16 protein-coding genes are annotated in these 15,454 nt (G+C 42.7%); 8 read left to right on the top strand and 8 right to left on the bottom strand.

Going from position 1 to position 15,454, the window contains the following annotated elements; all coding sequences use genetic code 11:
- Positions 1 to 10: 10 nt before the first annotated feature.
- The 3 genes from KNP75_RS10090 to KNP75_RS10100 are packed head-to-tail and all read right to left on the bottom strand — an operon-like array spanning position 11 to position 2,385.
- Complete coding sequence (locus tag KNP75_RS10090; protein ID WP_215190313.1) at positions 11 to 1,138, bottom strand: ABC transporter permease subunit; 1,128 nt, start codon at positions 1,136 to 1,138, stop codon at positions 11 to 13.
- The gene (locus KNP75_RS10095) at positions 1,128 to 2,009 is read right to left on the bottom strand and encodes an ABC transporter ATP-binding protein (protein ID WP_214752485.1); all 882 of its coding nucleotides are present in this window, start codon (positions 2,007 to 2,009) and stop codon (positions 1,128 to 1,130) included. Before KNP75_RS10095 ends, KNP75_RS10090 begins: the two co-directional genes overlap by 11 nt.
- Entirely contained in the window at positions 1,984 to 2,385 is a 402-nt protein-coding gene (locus KNP75_RS10100) for a GntR family transcriptional regulator (protein ID WP_034776753.1), read from the bottom strand. Before KNP75_RS10100 ends, KNP75_RS10095 begins: the two co-directional genes overlap by 26 nt.
- A gap of 179 nt (positions 2,386 to 2,564) precedes the next feature.
- On the opposite strand from KNP75_RS10100, the gene KNP75_RS10105 reads away from it, so the two are divergent.
- The 5 genes from KNP75_RS10105 to KNP75_RS10125 all read left to right on the top strand — a co-directional run bounded on the left by KNP75_RS10105 (position 2,565) and on the right by KNP75_RS10125 (position 5,178).
- Complete coding sequence (locus tag KNP75_RS10105) at positions 2,565 to 3,317, top strand: hypothetical protein (RefSeq protein WP_214823316.1); 753 nt, start codon at positions 2,565 to 2,567, stop codon at positions 3,315 to 3,317.
- 121 nt (positions 3,318 to 3,438) lie between these two features.
- On the top strand, positions 3,439 to 3,849 hold the full coding sequence (locus KNP75_RS10110; protein ID WP_138859783.1) for a MarR family winged helix-turn-helix transcriptional regulator: 411 nt from the start codon (positions 3,439 to 3,441) through the stop codon (positions 3,847 to 3,849).
- A gap of 23 nt (positions 3,850 to 3,872) precedes the next feature.
- Entirely contained in the window at positions 3,873 to 4,511 is a 639-nt protein-coding gene (locus tag KNP75_RS10115; RefSeq protein ID WP_034776748.1) for a nitroreductase family protein, read from the top strand.
- Between the two features lie 15 nt (positions 4,512 to 4,526).
- Positions 4,527 to 4,820, top strand: coding sequence for a putative quinol monooxygenase (locus KNP75_RS10120; protein WP_215190314.1), 294 nt, complete (start codon positions 4,527 to 4,529; stop codon positions 4,818 to 4,820).
- 1 nt (position 4,821) lies between these two features.
- Entirely contained in the window at positions 4,822 to 5,178 is a 357-nt protein-coding gene (locus KNP75_RS10125) for a DUF1304 domain-containing protein (RefSeq protein WP_215190315.1), read from the top strand.
- A 111-nt stretch (positions 5,179 to 5,289) separates the two neighbouring features.
- Here the strand turns inward: KNP75_RS10125 and KNP75_RS10130 are convergent, their stop codons facing one another.
- The 5 genes from KNP75_RS10130 to KNP75_RS10150 form a co-directional block, all read right to left on the bottom strand.
- Positions 5,290 to 6,828: a hypothetical protein gene (locus tag KNP75_RS10130; protein ID WP_214752478.1), complete on the bottom strand. Its 1,539-nt coding sequence runs from the start codon at positions 6,826 to 6,828 to the stop codon at positions 5,290 to 5,292.
- Positions 6,829 to 6,955: 127 nt separating this feature from the next.
- Positions 6,956 to 7,213 carry a PARP domain-containing protein gene (locus KNP75_RS10135; protein WP_034776738.1) on the bottom strand — a complete coding sequence of 86 codons (258 nt, stop codon included), beginning with the start codon at positions 7,211 to 7,213 and terminating at the stop codon, positions 6,956 to 6,958.
- A gap of 14 nt (positions 7,214 to 7,227) precedes the next feature.
- Complete coding sequence (locus KNP75_RS10140; RefSeq protein ID WP_215190316.1) at positions 7,228 to 9,621, bottom strand: DEAD/DEAH box helicase family protein; 2,394 nt, start codon at positions 9,619 to 9,621, stop codon at positions 7,228 to 7,230.
- Positions 9,614 to 9,943, bottom strand: coding sequence for a nucleoside triphosphate pyrophosphohydrolase (locus KNP75_RS10145; RefSeq protein WP_215190317.1), 330 nt, complete (start codon positions 9,941 to 9,943; stop codon positions 9,614 to 9,616). Before KNP75_RS10145 ends, KNP75_RS10140 begins: the two co-directional genes overlap by 8 nt.
- A gap of 114 nt (positions 9,944 to 10,057) precedes the next feature.
- Positions 10,058 to 11,713, bottom strand: a complete 1,656-nt coding sequence (locus KNP75_RS10150; RefSeq protein ID WP_215190318.1) for a DUF262 domain-containing protein — start codon at positions 11,711 to 11,713, stop codon at positions 10,058 to 10,060.
- A 145-nt stretch (positions 11,714 to 11,858) separates the two neighbouring features.
- On the opposite strand from KNP75_RS10150, the gene KNP75_RS10155 reads away from it, so the two are divergent.
- Genes KNP75_RS10155 through KNP75_RS10165 form a run of 3 tightly spaced genes read left to right on the top strand, consistent with a single transcriptional unit; the run spans position 11,859 to position 15,373 of the window.
- Positions 11,859 to 13,784 carry a hypothetical protein gene (locus tag KNP75_RS10155; RefSeq protein WP_215190319.1) on the top strand — a complete coding sequence of 642 codons (1,926 nt, stop codon included), beginning with the start codon at positions 11,859 to 11,861 and terminating at the stop codon, positions 13,782 to 13,784.
- On the top strand, positions 13,774 to 14,625 hold the full coding sequence (locus KNP75_RS10160) for a hypothetical protein (RefSeq protein ID WP_215190320.1): 852 nt from the start codon (positions 13,774 to 13,776) through the stop codon (positions 14,623 to 14,625). Before KNP75_RS10155 ends, KNP75_RS10160 begins: the two co-directional genes overlap by 11 nt.
- On the top strand, positions 14,615 to 15,373 hold the full coding sequence (locus KNP75_RS10165; protein ID WP_215190321.1) for a DUF6339 family protein: 759 nt from the start codon (positions 14,615 to 14,617) through the stop codon (positions 15,371 to 15,373). The genes KNP75_RS10160 and KNP75_RS10165 overlap by 11 nt, the downstream gene beginning before the upstream one ends.
- Positions 15,374 to 15,454 lie beyond the last annotated feature (81 nt).

The following is a 15,454-nucleotide window of genomic DNA, read 5'->3' on the forward strand; positions in this document are numbered from 1 at the left end:
AATCCTCCTATCAAGATTTTAGTTTCAAGTTCAAGCGATAGAGCAGGCGTTTCGCAAGTAAATGAGCGAGGAAACCGCCGATGACAAAGCCGACAACGTAAAGGATGCTGTTCGTCGGGTACGAGAGGTTGGCTAGAATGATCCCGCCGAGCATGGCGAAACAGACGACCATGATCACGTGGACAAGCCAAAGCCAGTTCGTGAACATGAAGAAGCGGCCGTTGTTCTCTTGTGGGGCCCGGTTGAACATCCATAAGCCGAGAGCGAACGAGAGGATGATAAAGCTGATGGCGCTAAGCATCGCCACAGTCATAAAGTCTTCCCACACCGTATTGTCCGTGAACATGTTGAACGTATCGACGTTAAATACGTTCGCAAGCGGTGAAATCACTCGCAAGAACACACTTTCCATAGCCCGTTCGAACAGACCGTAGACGCCCGACGTATTTTGAGCGACCGCGTAAATCGAACCTTGAATCAACAGGATGATGCCGACAGGGAACAATAAGGCGACGACCGACCAGAGCACTTGCGAGACAGCCTCCCCGCCGAATGAACCCATCCATAACGCCAACGAGAAAACGGCAATCCCGGTCAACAACATAAACCCAACAAGCCCCGCGACTTGTAACGTGTGTCCGTCCATCAAAAAAGAATAGCGTGATGAGTGGATCACCCAAAGCATGAGCGGTCCACCAATGAGAGACGAGACTATGATCCCGCTCGTCCCAATCAACCACTTCGATATGTATAGCTGGTTGCGGTTGAACGGGAGGGACATCGCAAAGTCAGACATTTGGCTATTGCGTTCACTTCCAATCAAGACGGATGCCATCAAGAAGCCGAAGATGATATAGAGGAAGATGACGCCACCATACGGGATCAGTGTCTGTAAGTCACCAATAAAGTAGCTGTACTGCGGGCTAAACAACTCTTCAACCGACGGATTGGTTACATTGTCGCCATACCATTCGGCAAACTCCTCGGGATTCGCTTGAATTTCACGAACTTGTTCATCGAATGATTGCATCTGTGTCCACACTGGAAGCGTGTAGGCGACGATTCCAAGGAAGACGAGCAACATCCATAACAACGACACTTGTTTCCAGTCTTTCTTTAACAACACTTTAAAAGACACTTGCCTCACCTCCTAATTGGACCCGGAAGATGTCTTCGAGAGACATCGGAATCTCTTCGACGAGCATCGGATCATGCGCATCGACGAACGTATCGAGTTCTTTCGTCCGTTCTTTCGCCATGAACAAGGCGACCCGGCCTGTGACGTTGATGATTTCGATATCTTTCCGTTCAAGCAGTTCGACCGGTACTTGGTCGTTGAAGACGACTTGCAGTTTGACGCTCGTCTCACGCGCCTCCTCGAGCGACATGATCGCTTTGACGCGTCCTTTCTCGATCATGATGATGCGGTCGGCGATTCGTTCGAGCTCATGCAACTGATGGCTCGAGACGATAATCGAACAGTTGCGTGCCTCGACTTGGGCGATCATCAGCTTCAAGACGTCGGATTTGGCGACGACGTCGAGTCCGTCCGTCGGTTCATCGAGCAGATAATATTTTGCTTGGACGGCGAACGCGAGCGACAGCGTCACCATCGCCTTCTGCCCTTTCGAGAGCTGGCGAATCTTCTTGTTGTCGATGTTATATCGTGTGAGCGTCTCTCTAAAGGTTGAACGGTTGAACGTCGGATAAATCGATTCGTAGAGCGCTGCCGCCTCGTTGACTGTGTAATGCTTGAGCGCGTCGGCCGAATCTGGGACGAAGATGACGTCACGCTTTAACTCTGCTTTTTCAAAGATGCTCGATGGACCGTAGCGGACGTCGCCCGTGTCCGGTCGGATGATGCCGACCATCGTCCGGAGGAGCGTCGTCTTGCCGGCCCCGTTCCGTCCGACGAGGGCGATGATTTCCCCTGCGCCGACGGTGAAATCGATATCATCTAGCACTTGCTGTCGATCGATTTTCTTACTCAGTTGCTGGACTGTCAGCATGGTTCTCCCCTACTTTCTTATACTCTGTCTCAAATAGCGTCAGCGCTTCAGTGAGCGCGATGTTCGCGTAATGGCAATCGATGGCGAGCTTCTTGATCGCCTCTAGAATTGGGGCGCGCGGTGAGTCCTGGTCGATCCAGTCCTCGGAGACGAACGTCCCCCGCCCGCGGTGCATCTCGAGCAATCCGAGCCGCTCGAGTTCCTGATACGCCTTACTGACCGTGTTCGGATTGATGACGAGGTCGGTCGCAAGTTCGCGCACCGACATGACTTTGTCGCCCGGCCGTAAAATTCCGCGGATGACGAGTGCCTTCGTCTGATTGACGATTTGTTCGTACAAAGGTTCCGCGCTTTTCATATCAATTTTATATAACATGGGTCACACCCTCTCTTGTGTACGTGGTATAAGTGTATTATATGTATTAGTACACGTAAATACAATAGTTCTTAAAGGGCACTTTCAGTTTACAGGCATTTGGGAATAAATTGAATACGACTTTGGACCGAGGTAGTCCACTTCCATTTCAAGTACATTGGTAGAGAGGTGAATCAAAAATGAGAAAACGATGGTTAGTCGCAACCGCTGTCGCCGTGACCGCGCTTGGCACGACATGGTCGACTTACGCAAAACAAGACGAGGAAGAACGATACGAGTCCTATATTGAAGATACATATGGAGAAGACGTCGAGGTCACGCTCAAGCGCGACTGGAAGATGGGCGGCTATGCGGCCGAATTCACCCTGACCGATCCGATACTCGAAGGTGACTATTGGGCTGAGACGTATCAGACTGATCAAACAATCCATGACAACGTGCTCGAACATGTCTGGCAGCAAGAAGCCGAAGACACGTTCAAGGAGCGTCTCGAGCAACTCGACTTGTTGACGGAGGCGGAAACGGTCCGCGCGAGTGTACCGACCGGTGTGGATGAGGATGTTGCGACGACCGTACGCCCTACCCCGACGTCCGTCTTCGACGTCGAGTCAAAAGAGTTCTTGGACGTGTCCATCATGTTCCACGAGAAGTGGTCCAACACCGATGCGCAGAAACAACGGATGCTCGGCGTGATACGAGCCTTGGAAGATGACGTCTACTCGATTCATTTCTCATTCGACGGGACACCGTATGAGGATGACGACTTCAAAGAACGCTACATGAATGTCTCACACGACTCGTTCCCCGGCGAACCGGCGATGCATGAAATTCAGACAATCGAGGACTTGAATCGCCATGATCGACTGTATGGCTTCGACGAGACGACGTTCATCCATGACTACCACTTCGATGGCACCAACTATGAAGACTGAGGACCATTCGCACGAGCGGATGGTTTTTTTGTGAGCATTCTCCTTTACAGCACGGCGTGAATGTTTTACATTTGACGAGTCAACAATTGACTTATCAAATGAGAGGGGTGAGACACCACAGATGGAATTACGAGACATCAGCCGACTGCTGTACCAAATCAAACTGGCGGACCAACGCGTCGCGACCTCATTCGAGAAAGAGACGGGCTTCAGCCTGACCCGCTACGAAATGCTCATGATTGTGCATGACAAGGGCGTCTGTTCGCAAAGCGAGATTCAGCAGGCGATGAAAATCGACAATGCGGCCATCACCCGCCATTTGAAGATCCTTGAAGAAAAAGGCTACGTCCGCCGGGAACGGAACACCGCGAACCATCGTGAAGTGTTCGTCCATTTGACCGACGAAGCCAAACATGACTTGACGAGCTGTGAACAAGACCACGACCGCGGCAAGCATTTGATTACGAGAGTGCTGTCCGAGTCAGAAATCAATCAGCTGTCGAGTCTGCTGCAAAAGCTTAACCAACTATAACAAGAGAGAAAGAGGTAATATCCATGGCAACTACATTCGAAAACAACACATTCACTGACGTGATGCTCGGTCGCAAATCGATCCGCGTCTACGACGAGAACGTCAAAATCTCACAACTTGAAATGCTTCAAATGATCGAGGAAGCGACAACAGCCCCTTCTTCAGTCAACATGCAACCGTGGCGCTTCGTCGTCGTCGAGAGCCCAGAGGCGAAAGAGGCGCTCAAGCCGCTCATCCGCTTCAACGTCCGTCAAAACGACACGTCGGCTGCGATGGTCCTCATCTTCGGCGACATGGAATGCTACGAACTCGGTGAAGAGATTTACGACCAAGCTGTCGCGGAAGGCAAAATGCCGCAAGAAGTACGCGACCAACAGCTCGGTGCCATCCTCCCGTACTACAAGAACTTGTCGACACAAGAGATGAACGACATCGTCAAAATCGACTCGAGCCTCGCTGCGATGCAATTCATGCTCGTCGCCCGTGCCCACGGTTACGACACGAACCCAATCGGCGGTTTCGAGAAAGACCAACTCGCGGAAGCGTTCGGCTTAGACAAAGACCGTTACGTGCCGGTCATGATCCTCTCGGTCGGTAAAGCTGCAGAAGAAGGCTACCAATCGGTACGTCTCGACGCTGAAAAAATCACATCATTCAAATAATCGGAGGACACCTACATGATCTTAATTAACGCTATTTTCGACGTGAAAGAAACGGAATTTGACAACTTCTTGGCGGACATCAACAAGCTTATCGACTCATCGAAACAAGAAGCCGGTTGCTTGAGCTATGAGCTGTTCCAATCGACGTCGGCGGAGAACCGCTTCGTCATGATCGAGAACTGGGCCGACCAAGCGGCCGTCGAGCAACACAACCAAAACCCGGACCTCATCGCGTTCGCTCAAAACGTAGGCAACTACGTGACGGCGAAACCCGTGCTCCATGTGACGGAAGTCGCGACGGCCAACTAACGTGTCCGGGCTTACCCTCGTCCTCGGAACACTCGTCGCCATCGAGTTCTTCTACATTATGTATTTAGAGACGTTCGCCACGCGTTCAAAAACGACGGCCCATGTCTTCAACATGACGGAACAAGAGCTCGCGCGTGATTCCGTGTCGGTGCTGTTCAAGAACCAAGGCGTCTATAACGGGTTGATCGGCGTCGGCTTGCTGTACGGTCTGTTCGTCAGCCAATCGATCGAGATCGTCACGATGCTTCTCATCTATATCGTGCTCGTCGCGTTGTACGGCAGTATCACGAGCAACAAAAAGATTATCCTCACGCAAGGCGGATTGGCGATTTTGACGCTGTTGTCCTTGTTGTTGTGAGCTTGAAGCGGTCGACCTCGTGTCGACCGTTTTTTTGTCCCATCGATTCATCGGTCCGATGTTTCGGCATACAAAAAACCGCTTCTACGCATTTGTAGAAGCGGCTGTTTGTTATACGCCGAGAATCGCGAACGAGACTCCGACGACACCGATGAGCGCCATGGCGTAAACTGGTACGCGCGGCATTTCACCGTTATTATCGAGCGCCTTCCCGAACATGTAGAACACGATCGGATGGACGAGGAATGGCATCGAGAAGATGAGCGGGATGAGAAGCGACGCTTCCGTCCCGAACATACCGCCCTGCACGGCTGCGAAGAGACCGAAGTGCGAGATGGCTGACGATTGAGCCATCGTCGTGTAGTCGAACGCGATCGTGCTGAACGTGAGAAGGACGAGTCCACCGAAGACCGCCATCATCTGCCAACCGAACGAGAACTGCATGAGCGCCTTCACTTCTTTGAAGTCTTCTCCGTTAGCACCGCGCAAGTTTTTGAGCGAGAGCGCAGTCAACGTGAGACCGACCAAGACGATGATTGCCGTTGGCCAGATCCAGAGCGCTCCGTTGTCGGCACTGACTGCCAAAATCGAGAACACGAAGATGTGACCGAAGAACGGAATGTTGATCATGATCGGAGCACGTTTCGCGGCCACTTGACCGAAGTCACCAGCCGTACATGCTCCTGTGAGACCACTGTGCGAGAGCGAGCCGGCCATACCTGGTGCGAGGTTGCGGATGTGTCCTGTGCGGGCGAACCACATGAGGAGCGCAATCCCACCGAACATCCAGAACAACTGACCGAAGAAACCGTACACGAGAATCGAGTTCATGCCTTCGATGGCGAACGCATCACCGATTCGCGAGCCACCGACCATGAAGTTGGCGGCCAAGACGACCGGGATTCCGGCGAACAGAAGCGCACGGACGGTCGGTCCATACGTCCAGTTGTGGAAGATGGCACCAAGTGCTGACGAAAGCAACATGGCGAAGAAGATTTGCGGCAGCGCGATAATCGGTTGAACCGCCACGGCGATGCCGTACGACACGAACAAGATGACGAGCATTAAGACTGTCTCGATGACGCCTTTACGCATGTATACCTTCTTATCGTCGATTTGCGCCTTGTGGTCGATCAAGAGGAACGATGCTGCGAGACCGATCAACGCGAGGATTGGGTAGTAGAGCATGATGCCCTCTGCCGCGCCCGGTTGAATCATCATGCGGAAGAATCCTTCGAGACCGACGAGCAAGAAGAATGAACGGAGGATGAAGATGAACTGTGTCCGTCCTGTTCCGAGGAACATCTCTTCTTTCGATGGCACGACGATGTCTTTCATGTCGAGCTCTTGCTTGCTTAAAATCTTGCGAAGTTCTTGTCCACCGACGAAGAACGATACGACGAGCGCGATGATCGTCGTCCGTGACATAAAGTCGACGAGCGGGAACTCAGGGAGACCCGGTGTCGCGATGCCCATCTCGACCATGGCGAAGCCAAGTCCGAGACCGAAGATGACGATGACGAGGATTGGTGAGAACCGTGAACCGGCCACGACCATCCGCGATAAAATGACCATCGGGATGACGAAGGCCATGAGCAACCAGAATTGGTTGAGTAATTGTACTTGCGATAATTGCTGAACGATTTCCATGGATAAACCCCTTATACATTTTTTTCACACTGTTTCGAAGTTTACAGGATTGAACATTCTGTGACAAGGGGGTGTGATGTTTTGTAAACATTGAAAGCGGAACCAACTGAAATGGTTCCGCTTTCGGTTAATTATTCGGTTGGCGAAGACCCCAGATGCCTTTATTTCCTGTGGAATAAAACAAGTCTTCTTTCCCCGCGAAGCTGGCCGAATCACTCGAATGGGCCCGAATCTGTTTATTGACGTGAGCCTTCCAGTCTTTATACCGATCGAGCTCGAGTTGATAGTATGACCGCTCGATATATTCGTTGATTTCTTTCAATGACGCCGTCCCGCCGTGATGCTGGAGGGCGAATTGGATTTTGCGAAGTAATGCGCGTTTCATATTCTATCCTCTCCTTATTTTTTAGCTGAATTATTCTTTGTATAATAATCATACAAACGTACTTCTACTAAATCTTTTAACCATTTATATAATATAGGATTTTTGTAAACATCAGAAGAATCGATAGTTAGAGTATCTCCTTCAAGTCTAAAAGGTCCTTTTGCAATATAGGTGAATGGCATATCAAGTAATAACTTTTCAATTCTCTTTTGATTGAAACTTTTATATAAAACTTTTGAGTTTTTACTAGTTTTTAAACGGTATGGCTCTGCAACCAGATACTCATAAAATGGTTTCGCAACCTCTTTCGAAGTGATAGGTAAGAACCATTCATCAATACCTCTTTGCAACATTATATTTAAAACTACCATCTTATAACTACTTTGCATTCTGGTATTTTCCACCTCATGCAATAAATCATTAGCATGATAAAAAACGTCCACCTCTTCGGGAGTTAGTTCATTTATCTCATTTAAGAATCCGAAAATACCTTTATGATTTTTACACTCAGATTGATAAGCACTAAAAGAGTATTCACCTCGCTGAATCAACTCTAGATAAGTCGGTCTTCTCCCTAAAATTTGTTTAACTTGAATATAATTTTGTGACAAGATTTGTTGCCTTTTTGATGGTCTTGTCATCATCACTTTAACCAAATCTATTGATTTTAAGTCAAAATCTACTGTGCATTTTAAAGGTAGAGTAATACCTAATGGTTTATTCGTATTATCGCCTTTTTTATACTTTTTCAATTCTTTTAAATCTATTTCTTTTGTACTGAGCAATGCCAATTTTTTATCGATACTTTTATAGTTACCAATTAAATCGATGATTGTACAATTTGTTTTCCCACTCAGCAAACGGAGTCCACGACCGATTTGTTGAGTAAAGATCGTTAAAGATTCTGTCGGGCGACAGAATAATAACGTATCAACCTCTGGGATATCGACCCCTTCATTGAATAAGTTGACCGCGAAAATAATATCAAGATGCCCCTGCTTCAATTGACGGATGACTTCTGCACGGTCATATTCGGTCTGGCTATGTAGCGCGACCGCTTGCACACCTTGCAAGCGGAAGTAGTCGGCCAAGTATTCAGCCTGAGTGACTGAGGAACAGAAGCCTAGTGCTCTCGTCTGGTGATGCATACGCCAAGCTTCAAAGATTTTTTTAGCGACACTCTCCTTTAACTGTTTCGCCAAAAGTTCATTCTGATCATAGCGACGACCGTTTATCAGTCGAATCTGCGAATAGTCGATTTCATCATAAATCCCTACATAATGGAATGGCGTCAAATACGACTCTTCAATAGCTTCAGTGAAGTGCATCTGATACGCAACATTGTCATCACATAAAGCATAGACGTCTCCCCCGTCCAACCGATCCGGCGTTGCCGTTAATCCGAGCAAGAATTTCGGCTCGAAGTAGTCAAGGACACGCCGATAGGAGGGTGCCGCCGAATGATGGAACTCGTCGACGACAATCAAATCAAACTGATCTGGTGTGAACTGCTGCATCCGATGTTTCGATGCCAACGTTTGAATCGAGGCGAATAAGACATCTGCCGATTCCTCATCTCTCGAGTCACCGCCAAGCAATAATCCCGTCTTCCATTCGCTTGCGACTTTCTTATACGATGCCTCAGCTTGAAGCAAAATCTCTTTTTGATGGGCAATGAAGAGCACTCGTTTGAACTGGCGCGCGAAGAAGGCGCTCAAGTACGTCTTTCCTAGTCCGGTAGCGAGCACGAGCATCGCTTTGCGTCTGCCTTCGTCCATCGTCTCGCGTAACGCCTTCAAAGCAGCGTCTTGCACAGTGTTCGGCGTGATCGTATCGTCCTCGATATAGACCGGGGCTGGCGCTGCGATTTGCTCAGCTTCTTTCATCCGATCTTTTCTGGCCATATACTCTTCACGATAAGGCTGCAACGAGACGGTATTCATGATTTGAGCGTAGTCACTATAGAAGAGCTCATGAAATGAATCGACTGACTGTTCAAACACGTCCTCCGAGATGCTCGCCGGTATCTCGACATTCCATTCGACACCTCGATTCAAGGCGCTATGCGACAGATTGGACGAGCCGACAAAGAACGTCCCTCCATCTTGTGTTCGGAACAAATATGCCTTCGGGTGAAATGACTGGCCTTTCGATCGATAGAGTCGTAGTTCCACGCCTTGAATATTCATTAACATCTCAAGCGCGTCCGGGTTCGTCAAATAGAGATAGTCCCCAATCAGAATGCGGACTTGGGCACCACGATTGACTGCTTGCTTAAGTGAAGCGACGAGTTCTTGAACACCCGATACTTGCGCAAACGCGACGATCATATAGATTTCAGTCGCCGCGTCGATTTGATGTTGTAATGGAATTCGTAAGTGACTCGTATGAAGACGTAACTCACTCATGTTCAAGGACCTCTTCCAAAAAGAGACCTTTTTCAAAACCGCCCCGCTTCTCACGCTTCTCCTCACGGATGCGATTCAATTCCTCAAAACTCGCACCATGCATTTTTCCAAGCGTATAGACGAGTTCCAAAATGTCAGCAAGTTCTTCCAGTGATTCTTCATCGATGTTAGTCTCTTCGTACTCTTTGATTTCTTCATAGAGTTTTAAGCGAGCCTGTTCGAAATGTTCGGCTTGATTAAGGTGTTTGACGACAGGAATCTGCCCTGCTTCGTGAATGATTTCCGGGATACGGTCTCGAATTAATTTGTTGTAATGAGGCATTAATCTTCACCCTTTCAAATCAGTTGTGATTTCCAGATAAATAAACTAAAGCTCTTTAAACAGTATCTGCTCAAATTTTGAGTATTCCAATCGCCAAAATTCATCTAATACAATTTACCAAATCATCAATGCAAGTTTAGTCAAATGATCTTGTCGATGCTTTATTTCATCTATTCCCCATTGAGAATAGTCGATTAAATTTCTTGTGATTTTTATCTCACTGTTTCTATACATTTCTTTTTTCTTATCAAATAAGCTGTTAGAAATTTTTCGGTTGAATTCGCTACCTAATAAAGTGAGATTTCCAAGTTTATTTACATATTCTTCATGACTATAGACATACCATTCTCCAGGTGTTTGAGGAAGAATATGTTCAATATGAACGTTTTCAGAGTCAGAAATAATTGTTTCTTTACTTGAATCTAAATTATTTATTTCTTTTAAAATATATCGAATAATTGGTTTGTTTTTAATTTCTAAATCTATAAAGTGATTTTTAAATGCTTCATCAGAAATTTTATGACCGTTCAAATCGTTAATAATTTCATTTTTAGACGTGTCTTTACTTGAAATTGCATTTGCAAGTTCGGCAAAGATCAATTCGTATTTATTAGCTGCATTTTTAGCGATTACAATATTTCTAAAAATCAGCTTTTCTATAGTATGAATTACTTCAGCAATATCTTTCTCATCCCAACTTCTTAAATACATAGCGAATACAATTGGATAGAACGACGTAGCGTTGAAAGAATTTAAATTTTTCAATGAGTCGTTCAAAATTTTACTGTTAAATACGCTGGTTCCAGAGTTTGCGTTTAAGGTCGTGTAAACTTCTGATAATAATTCAAGATCGCTGATTACTTTTATGACTTGCCCTTCACTATTAATTTTCAACTTCATTTTACGATATAAATTCTGAGTTCTTGTGAAAGACTCAATCGCATTCCAATAATAGCGAATAAATTTTGTGGCCTCTGAAGATCCAATGTTATCGGTTATCTTTTCCCATTTGTTTTTTACTGATTCGATTTGTGCTTTAGACGATTTAAAAAGATGGTTCTTTAATAAGTCTGATGTTTCTAAACCTTTCCCACGAGCATTTAAAGATTCGAAGATAATGAATGCTTCCTCCAAAGAAGATGTCTCAACATACATAACTTTAAACCGGTTAACAAAAGTATTAAAGAATTCATTGATAATAATGTATTGATCTTGAGGTGATACACCTTTAATTTCTTCACGTAATTTTTCTTCAAGAAATTCAAATGTATCTTTCATTCTCTTTTGAGCACGATTCTTAGGTCTTTGATTGCATGAGCTTTCTGTACGTACTTGAATGAAAGACCTAAAGAAATCTGCGTCGTTAGAAGTTGGTCTAAAGCGGAGACGATCATTTGAAGCAGTCCAACGTCCTATAAATTTAATTTTAATATCTTCCGCAATTTCTTCAGCCTCTGAAATCCCATGCTCCGTTATTTCAATTGCTAGTTGCTTTAAAACACTCAAAAAAATAATCGATGTTGTTGTTCTCTGTTGTCCATCGATGATATATTTTGTAGCACTATTTGCGTCTTCAGTTTCATCATGAACAACGATTTGACCAAAAAAATGTTCAGTTTCATTTGAATCACGAAGAGATTTTAAATCGTTCCAAAAGTCTTCGACTTGGGACTCTTCCCATGAATACTCACGTTGATAGTCAGGAATATGATATATACTATCTTGAATAAAAGATTCTATTTTTTTGAAAGCGTAATTTTTAATCGCCATTTTATACCTACTTTCTAAATGTCCTAAATGTCTAGCCTTAAACATTTTTTAGAATTTCAAATTATAGATCAATAATAACTCATATTGTATAATTGGAACAATGAGGAAAAACATAGTTTAAATTATTCTGAGGTGGAATTCAAAAATGACACAAAACCAACAAAGTTATTGGCAATTTTCTCAAATACCCAATATTGAAGAATCAAATTTCAATAAAATTCTAGAACGTTTTTACGACATGAAAGTGACTGGTTTAGTTCGAGAAAACATTCAAAATTCTTTAGATGGAAAACTTAAAGAATATGATGGCCCAGTTATTGTAAAAATTCAAACAGGTGATATAGAGACTAGACTTATCCCAGGTGTCAAAGAATTAATAGATCGTATCTATTCTCTCGAAGGTCGCAATACTTATACTAAAGAAACTATTCAACATATGTTAAACAAAGTTGATCAAGAGTCCGTTTCCTATATATCTTTTGAAGATCAAAACACTAAAGGGCTGACAGGTGCAAAATATGGTCAAAGTAATTCAAAAGATCATACGTGGGGGATCTATGCATATAACAAAGGTGTTCATTTTGAAGAAACAGATACGGCAATAGAAACTGCAAGAGGAGGATCTCATGGAGTTGGTAAAATTGCATCTAACGCAGCTTCAGATATTCACTTAATGTACTTTGCTAACTGCGATGAAGAAGGAGAGCAACATCTCGGTGGAACAATTCAGTTAATTGAGCATTCATATAATGATCGTTATTATCGAGCAAGTGGATATTTCGCCGAATTAAAAAAAGATGAGTATTCATCAAAATTTATGCCGTTTGAAAATAATTTTCATGAAGTTTTTTCAAAAAACACTAGAGGTTTGAAGATTATAATTCCTTATTTAAGAAAGGGTTATGCAGAGACTCAAGATATTGTTACGAGTGTATGTGATAGTTTTTTCATTTCTATTATTGAAGGTAAATTAGAAGTCGAAGTCAACGGTATCAAAATTAATCCAGATACTATCCATGACTTAGTGACGAATCCATCATACTATGTACAAAAAATTGAGGACATAAAGAAAAATTTTACCCCATTATACGTAAACACTTACTTAGAGAAAGTTCCTCAAGAACTTAATATTTCAGATGGACGCCACGACTTTAAATTTCGTCTCTACTTTACTTATGATGAAAGAATTGCAAAAGGAAGAGTTGCTATAGTACGAACAGTAGGAATGAAAATCGAAGATCTCAAGGTCAAAGGGAACGTTAACAAGCCATTTAACGCTGTGTTAATCGGTGGATCGGATGAAGATTCCTACTTGAAGTCATTAGAAAATGAATCACATACAGAACTTTCTTCGGATCATATCAAAGACCCTGTTTTACAGCGACAAGCAAAACGTTTTATTAATAATTTGTCACGAGAAATCAGTAAAGTTATCGAAAAAGCTATGAAAGATAACAATCCGGTAGATGGAACTATGGATACAAAAAATATTATTTATTTAGTTGAATCTCAATTCAAGCAAGATCTTATGTCATCTATGGGAACAGTTTTAATTAACAGCAAACCAGTAGTTAAAACTAAAACAAACGTAAAGAAAAAGGAAAAACGTGACAAACAAAAAAATTCAAAGCAATCTACTTCTCGAGAAGCTACAAAGAATCGAAAGCCTCTAAAACTTATTAAGAACCTAGAGGGTAAACACGACGGTGAAGACCAAACTAAGAAATATAGTGCAAATCCAGAAATGGTAGAACGAATTATCGTACAAGATCGCGAATATTTAAGTTTTGACTTTTCAAAAAGCAAGGAAACTATTGGGGATTATCCGTGTAGTATAAGTTTGGCTGTAATTGATGGAATGGGTGTAGAACATTCTAATGAATTTCAACTAAAAGATAGCTACCTAACAATTAGAAATCCAATAACTTCTCAAAATTATAATATTGAAAATAATAGTATTAAAGATGTTGAAGTTATTGAAGGGAAGGCCCGACTCGAACTTACTCTTTCCCCTAACTATAACCGTGCTCTAAAGTTCGTATATTATGTAGAGGTGCCAAATGATTTATAAAAAAAACGCTAATTTTCCTTATCCTGTACTTACAAACGACTCAAAGAGTTATGCCGAAAGTAACTTTATTTTAGATGTAGCTCTAGAAGAGAACTCAACTTTTTATCGTTTAAACTACACTTACGAACTTGACTCTCCTTTTTTAAAGAAACTACTGATTGAGCAACGTGCACAGCTTATATTCATTATACAATCCCGTGATAACAAATATTTTCGTGTAGACTATTCGGAATCTTACGTAGATATTCCAAAGTCACGCTTATCTTTAAGCAAAAGAACTTCAATCCAACTTCAAATTCAATCAAAAGAAGAAATTAGCTACGCTGATAATGAAGATTTAAATGATTTTTATTTAAATTTTAGAAACGACCTTCAAGTTTCAAAACATGCTTTATTAGCTTATTCGAATGTTGTATTTTTTGAAGGTAGTACTGTTAAGCCATTCGAGCTATTTGAAAAGAAGGTTAACCCGGCACTTACTTCTGATATCAAAATAGAACTCGGGACAGAAACAATTGTTATACATTACAGGGATCCTGAATACCAATTTATTAGTTTTCCTCAAAGTAATACATTAAATAATCCGTACATTTATACTGGGTTATCTAGAGCTTTGCACCAATTCATTATCAATAATAGTGATGATCAAGAAACTGTCGATCTAGAAACATGTGATATTCCAAGTAGTCCTCTCGATTTTAAATTACATCAATTGATGACCAAAAAAATGGTGACGGAGTTGACATTAGATACCATAGACGAAGTTATCCATAAAATATCTGATCGTATTATAGATAAGTATGTTTCCGCTATGAAAGGACTTGCAAACCATGGAAATTAGATTGTTAGAACGTGGTTATAAAACCAATGAGAATTTGTATAAAGATTTTTTAGAAGATCAAATTAACTCTAAAGATGAATATTTTTCAAACGAAGTCGTAACAATAATTAACGCCCCAGATTTCCCAATATACATGGCACAAAAAAATGAAGCCGAAAGAATTGATTCATTTTTTGAAGCATTTAAAATTTTGAGTGAGCATTACTTGGAAACCGATCGAGATATTCATCTAGATGAAAGATTTTGGCATTCATTACTTTTAACAAAAAAACGAGAATTCATCTTAAAAACTTATCCTCAAGTGGAGGAAAGCGAAAAAAACTTTAACAACATTGTTTTGAAAAAATTCGATTGGGAGAACTATATTTACAAAAGTATTTTAGCTGCTCAGTATGTTTCAGACCATACAACTGATTCAAATAAGCGATTACACTACTATCAACTAATTGTCGAAAATTTGGACCTATACAACTACATCATAAAATATGAGATTTTCCGAAACGGACAGTTTTTATTGAATGTCATGGATATTATAGATGAGTTAGATTTGTCAAAAATACTAAAGTCTAAAATTAAAAATCGTGATGACCTTGGACGTGATGAACGTGTTGGACGTAGGGTTATTTTTGAGTTTAACAAGTGCTATCCAATCGTATTGTCTCCAATGCTTGAAAAAGATGAGCTAAAGACACTATTTTTAGAGAACTTAAAAATGTATGCAGATATCGAAGTACTAAACATTAGATAATTTTTTACCCATACTCGATTGATCGTTAGAAGAAAAAATCAGATCTGACTTTTTCTTCTACGATCATTTTTCTTTACGAAT

This window comes from Exiguobacterium sp. s6, from assembly GCF_018618155.1.
Lineage (GTDB): Bacteria > Bacillota > Bacilli > Exiguobacteriales > Exiguobacteriaceae > Exiguobacterium > Exiguobacterium mexicanum_A.

Bases quoted from the DNA above. Each gene is read 5' to 3' on its own strand.
- KNP75_RS10095 (WP_214752485.1), bottom strand. From the start codon at position 2,009: ATGCTGACAGTCCAGCAACTGAGTAAGAAAATCGATCGACAGCAAGTG.
- KNP75_RS10100 (WP_034776753.1), bottom strand. From the start codon at position 2,385: ATGTTATATAAAATTGATATGAAAAGCGCGGAACCTTTGTACGAACAA.
- KNP75_RS10105 (WP_214823316.1), top strand. From the start codon at position 2,565: ATGAGAAAACGATGGTTAGTCGCAACCGCTGTCGCCGTGACCGCGCTT.
- KNP75_RS10110 (WP_138859783.1), top strand. From the start codon at position 3,439: ATGGAATTACGAGACATCAGCCGACTGCTGTACCAAATCAAACTGGCG.
- KNP75_RS10115 (WP_034776748.1), top strand. From the start codon at position 3,873: ATGGCAACTACATTCGAAAACAACACATTCACTGACGTGATGCTCGGT.
- KNP75_RS10120 (WP_215190314.1), top strand. From the start codon at position 4,527: ATGATCTTAATTAACGCTATTTTCGACGTGAAAGAAACGGAATTTGAC.
- KNP75_RS10130 (WP_214752478.1), bottom strand. From the start codon at position 6,828: ATGGAAATCGTTCAGCAATTATCGCAAGTACAATTACTCAACCAATTC.
- KNP75_RS10135 (WP_034776738.1), bottom strand. From the start codon at position 7,213: ATGAAACGCGCATTACTTCGCAAAATCCAATTCGCCCTCCAGCATCAC.
- KNP75_RS10140 (WP_215190316.1), bottom strand. From the start codon at position 9,621: ATGAGTGAGTTACGTCTTCATACGAGTCACTTACGAATTCCATTACAA.
- KNP75_RS10145 (WP_215190317.1), bottom strand. From the start codon at position 9,943: ATGCCTCATTACAACAAATTAATTCGAGACCGTATCCCGGAAATCATT.
- KNP75_RS10150 (WP_215190318.1), bottom strand. From the start codon at position 11,713: ATGGCGATTAAAAATTACGCTTTCAAAAAAATAGAATCTTTTATTCAA.
- KNP75_RS10155 (WP_215190319.1), top strand. From the start codon at position 11,859: ATGACACAAAACCAACAAAGTTATTGGCAATTTTCTCAAATACCCAAT.
- KNP75_RS10160 (WP_215190320.1), top strand. From the start codon at position 13,774: ATGATTTATAAAAAAAACGCTAATTTTCCTTATCCTGTACTTACAAAC.
- KNP75_RS10165 (WP_215190321.1), top strand. From the start codon at position 14,615: ATGGAAATTAGATTGTTAGAACGTGGTTATAAAACCAATGAGAATTTG.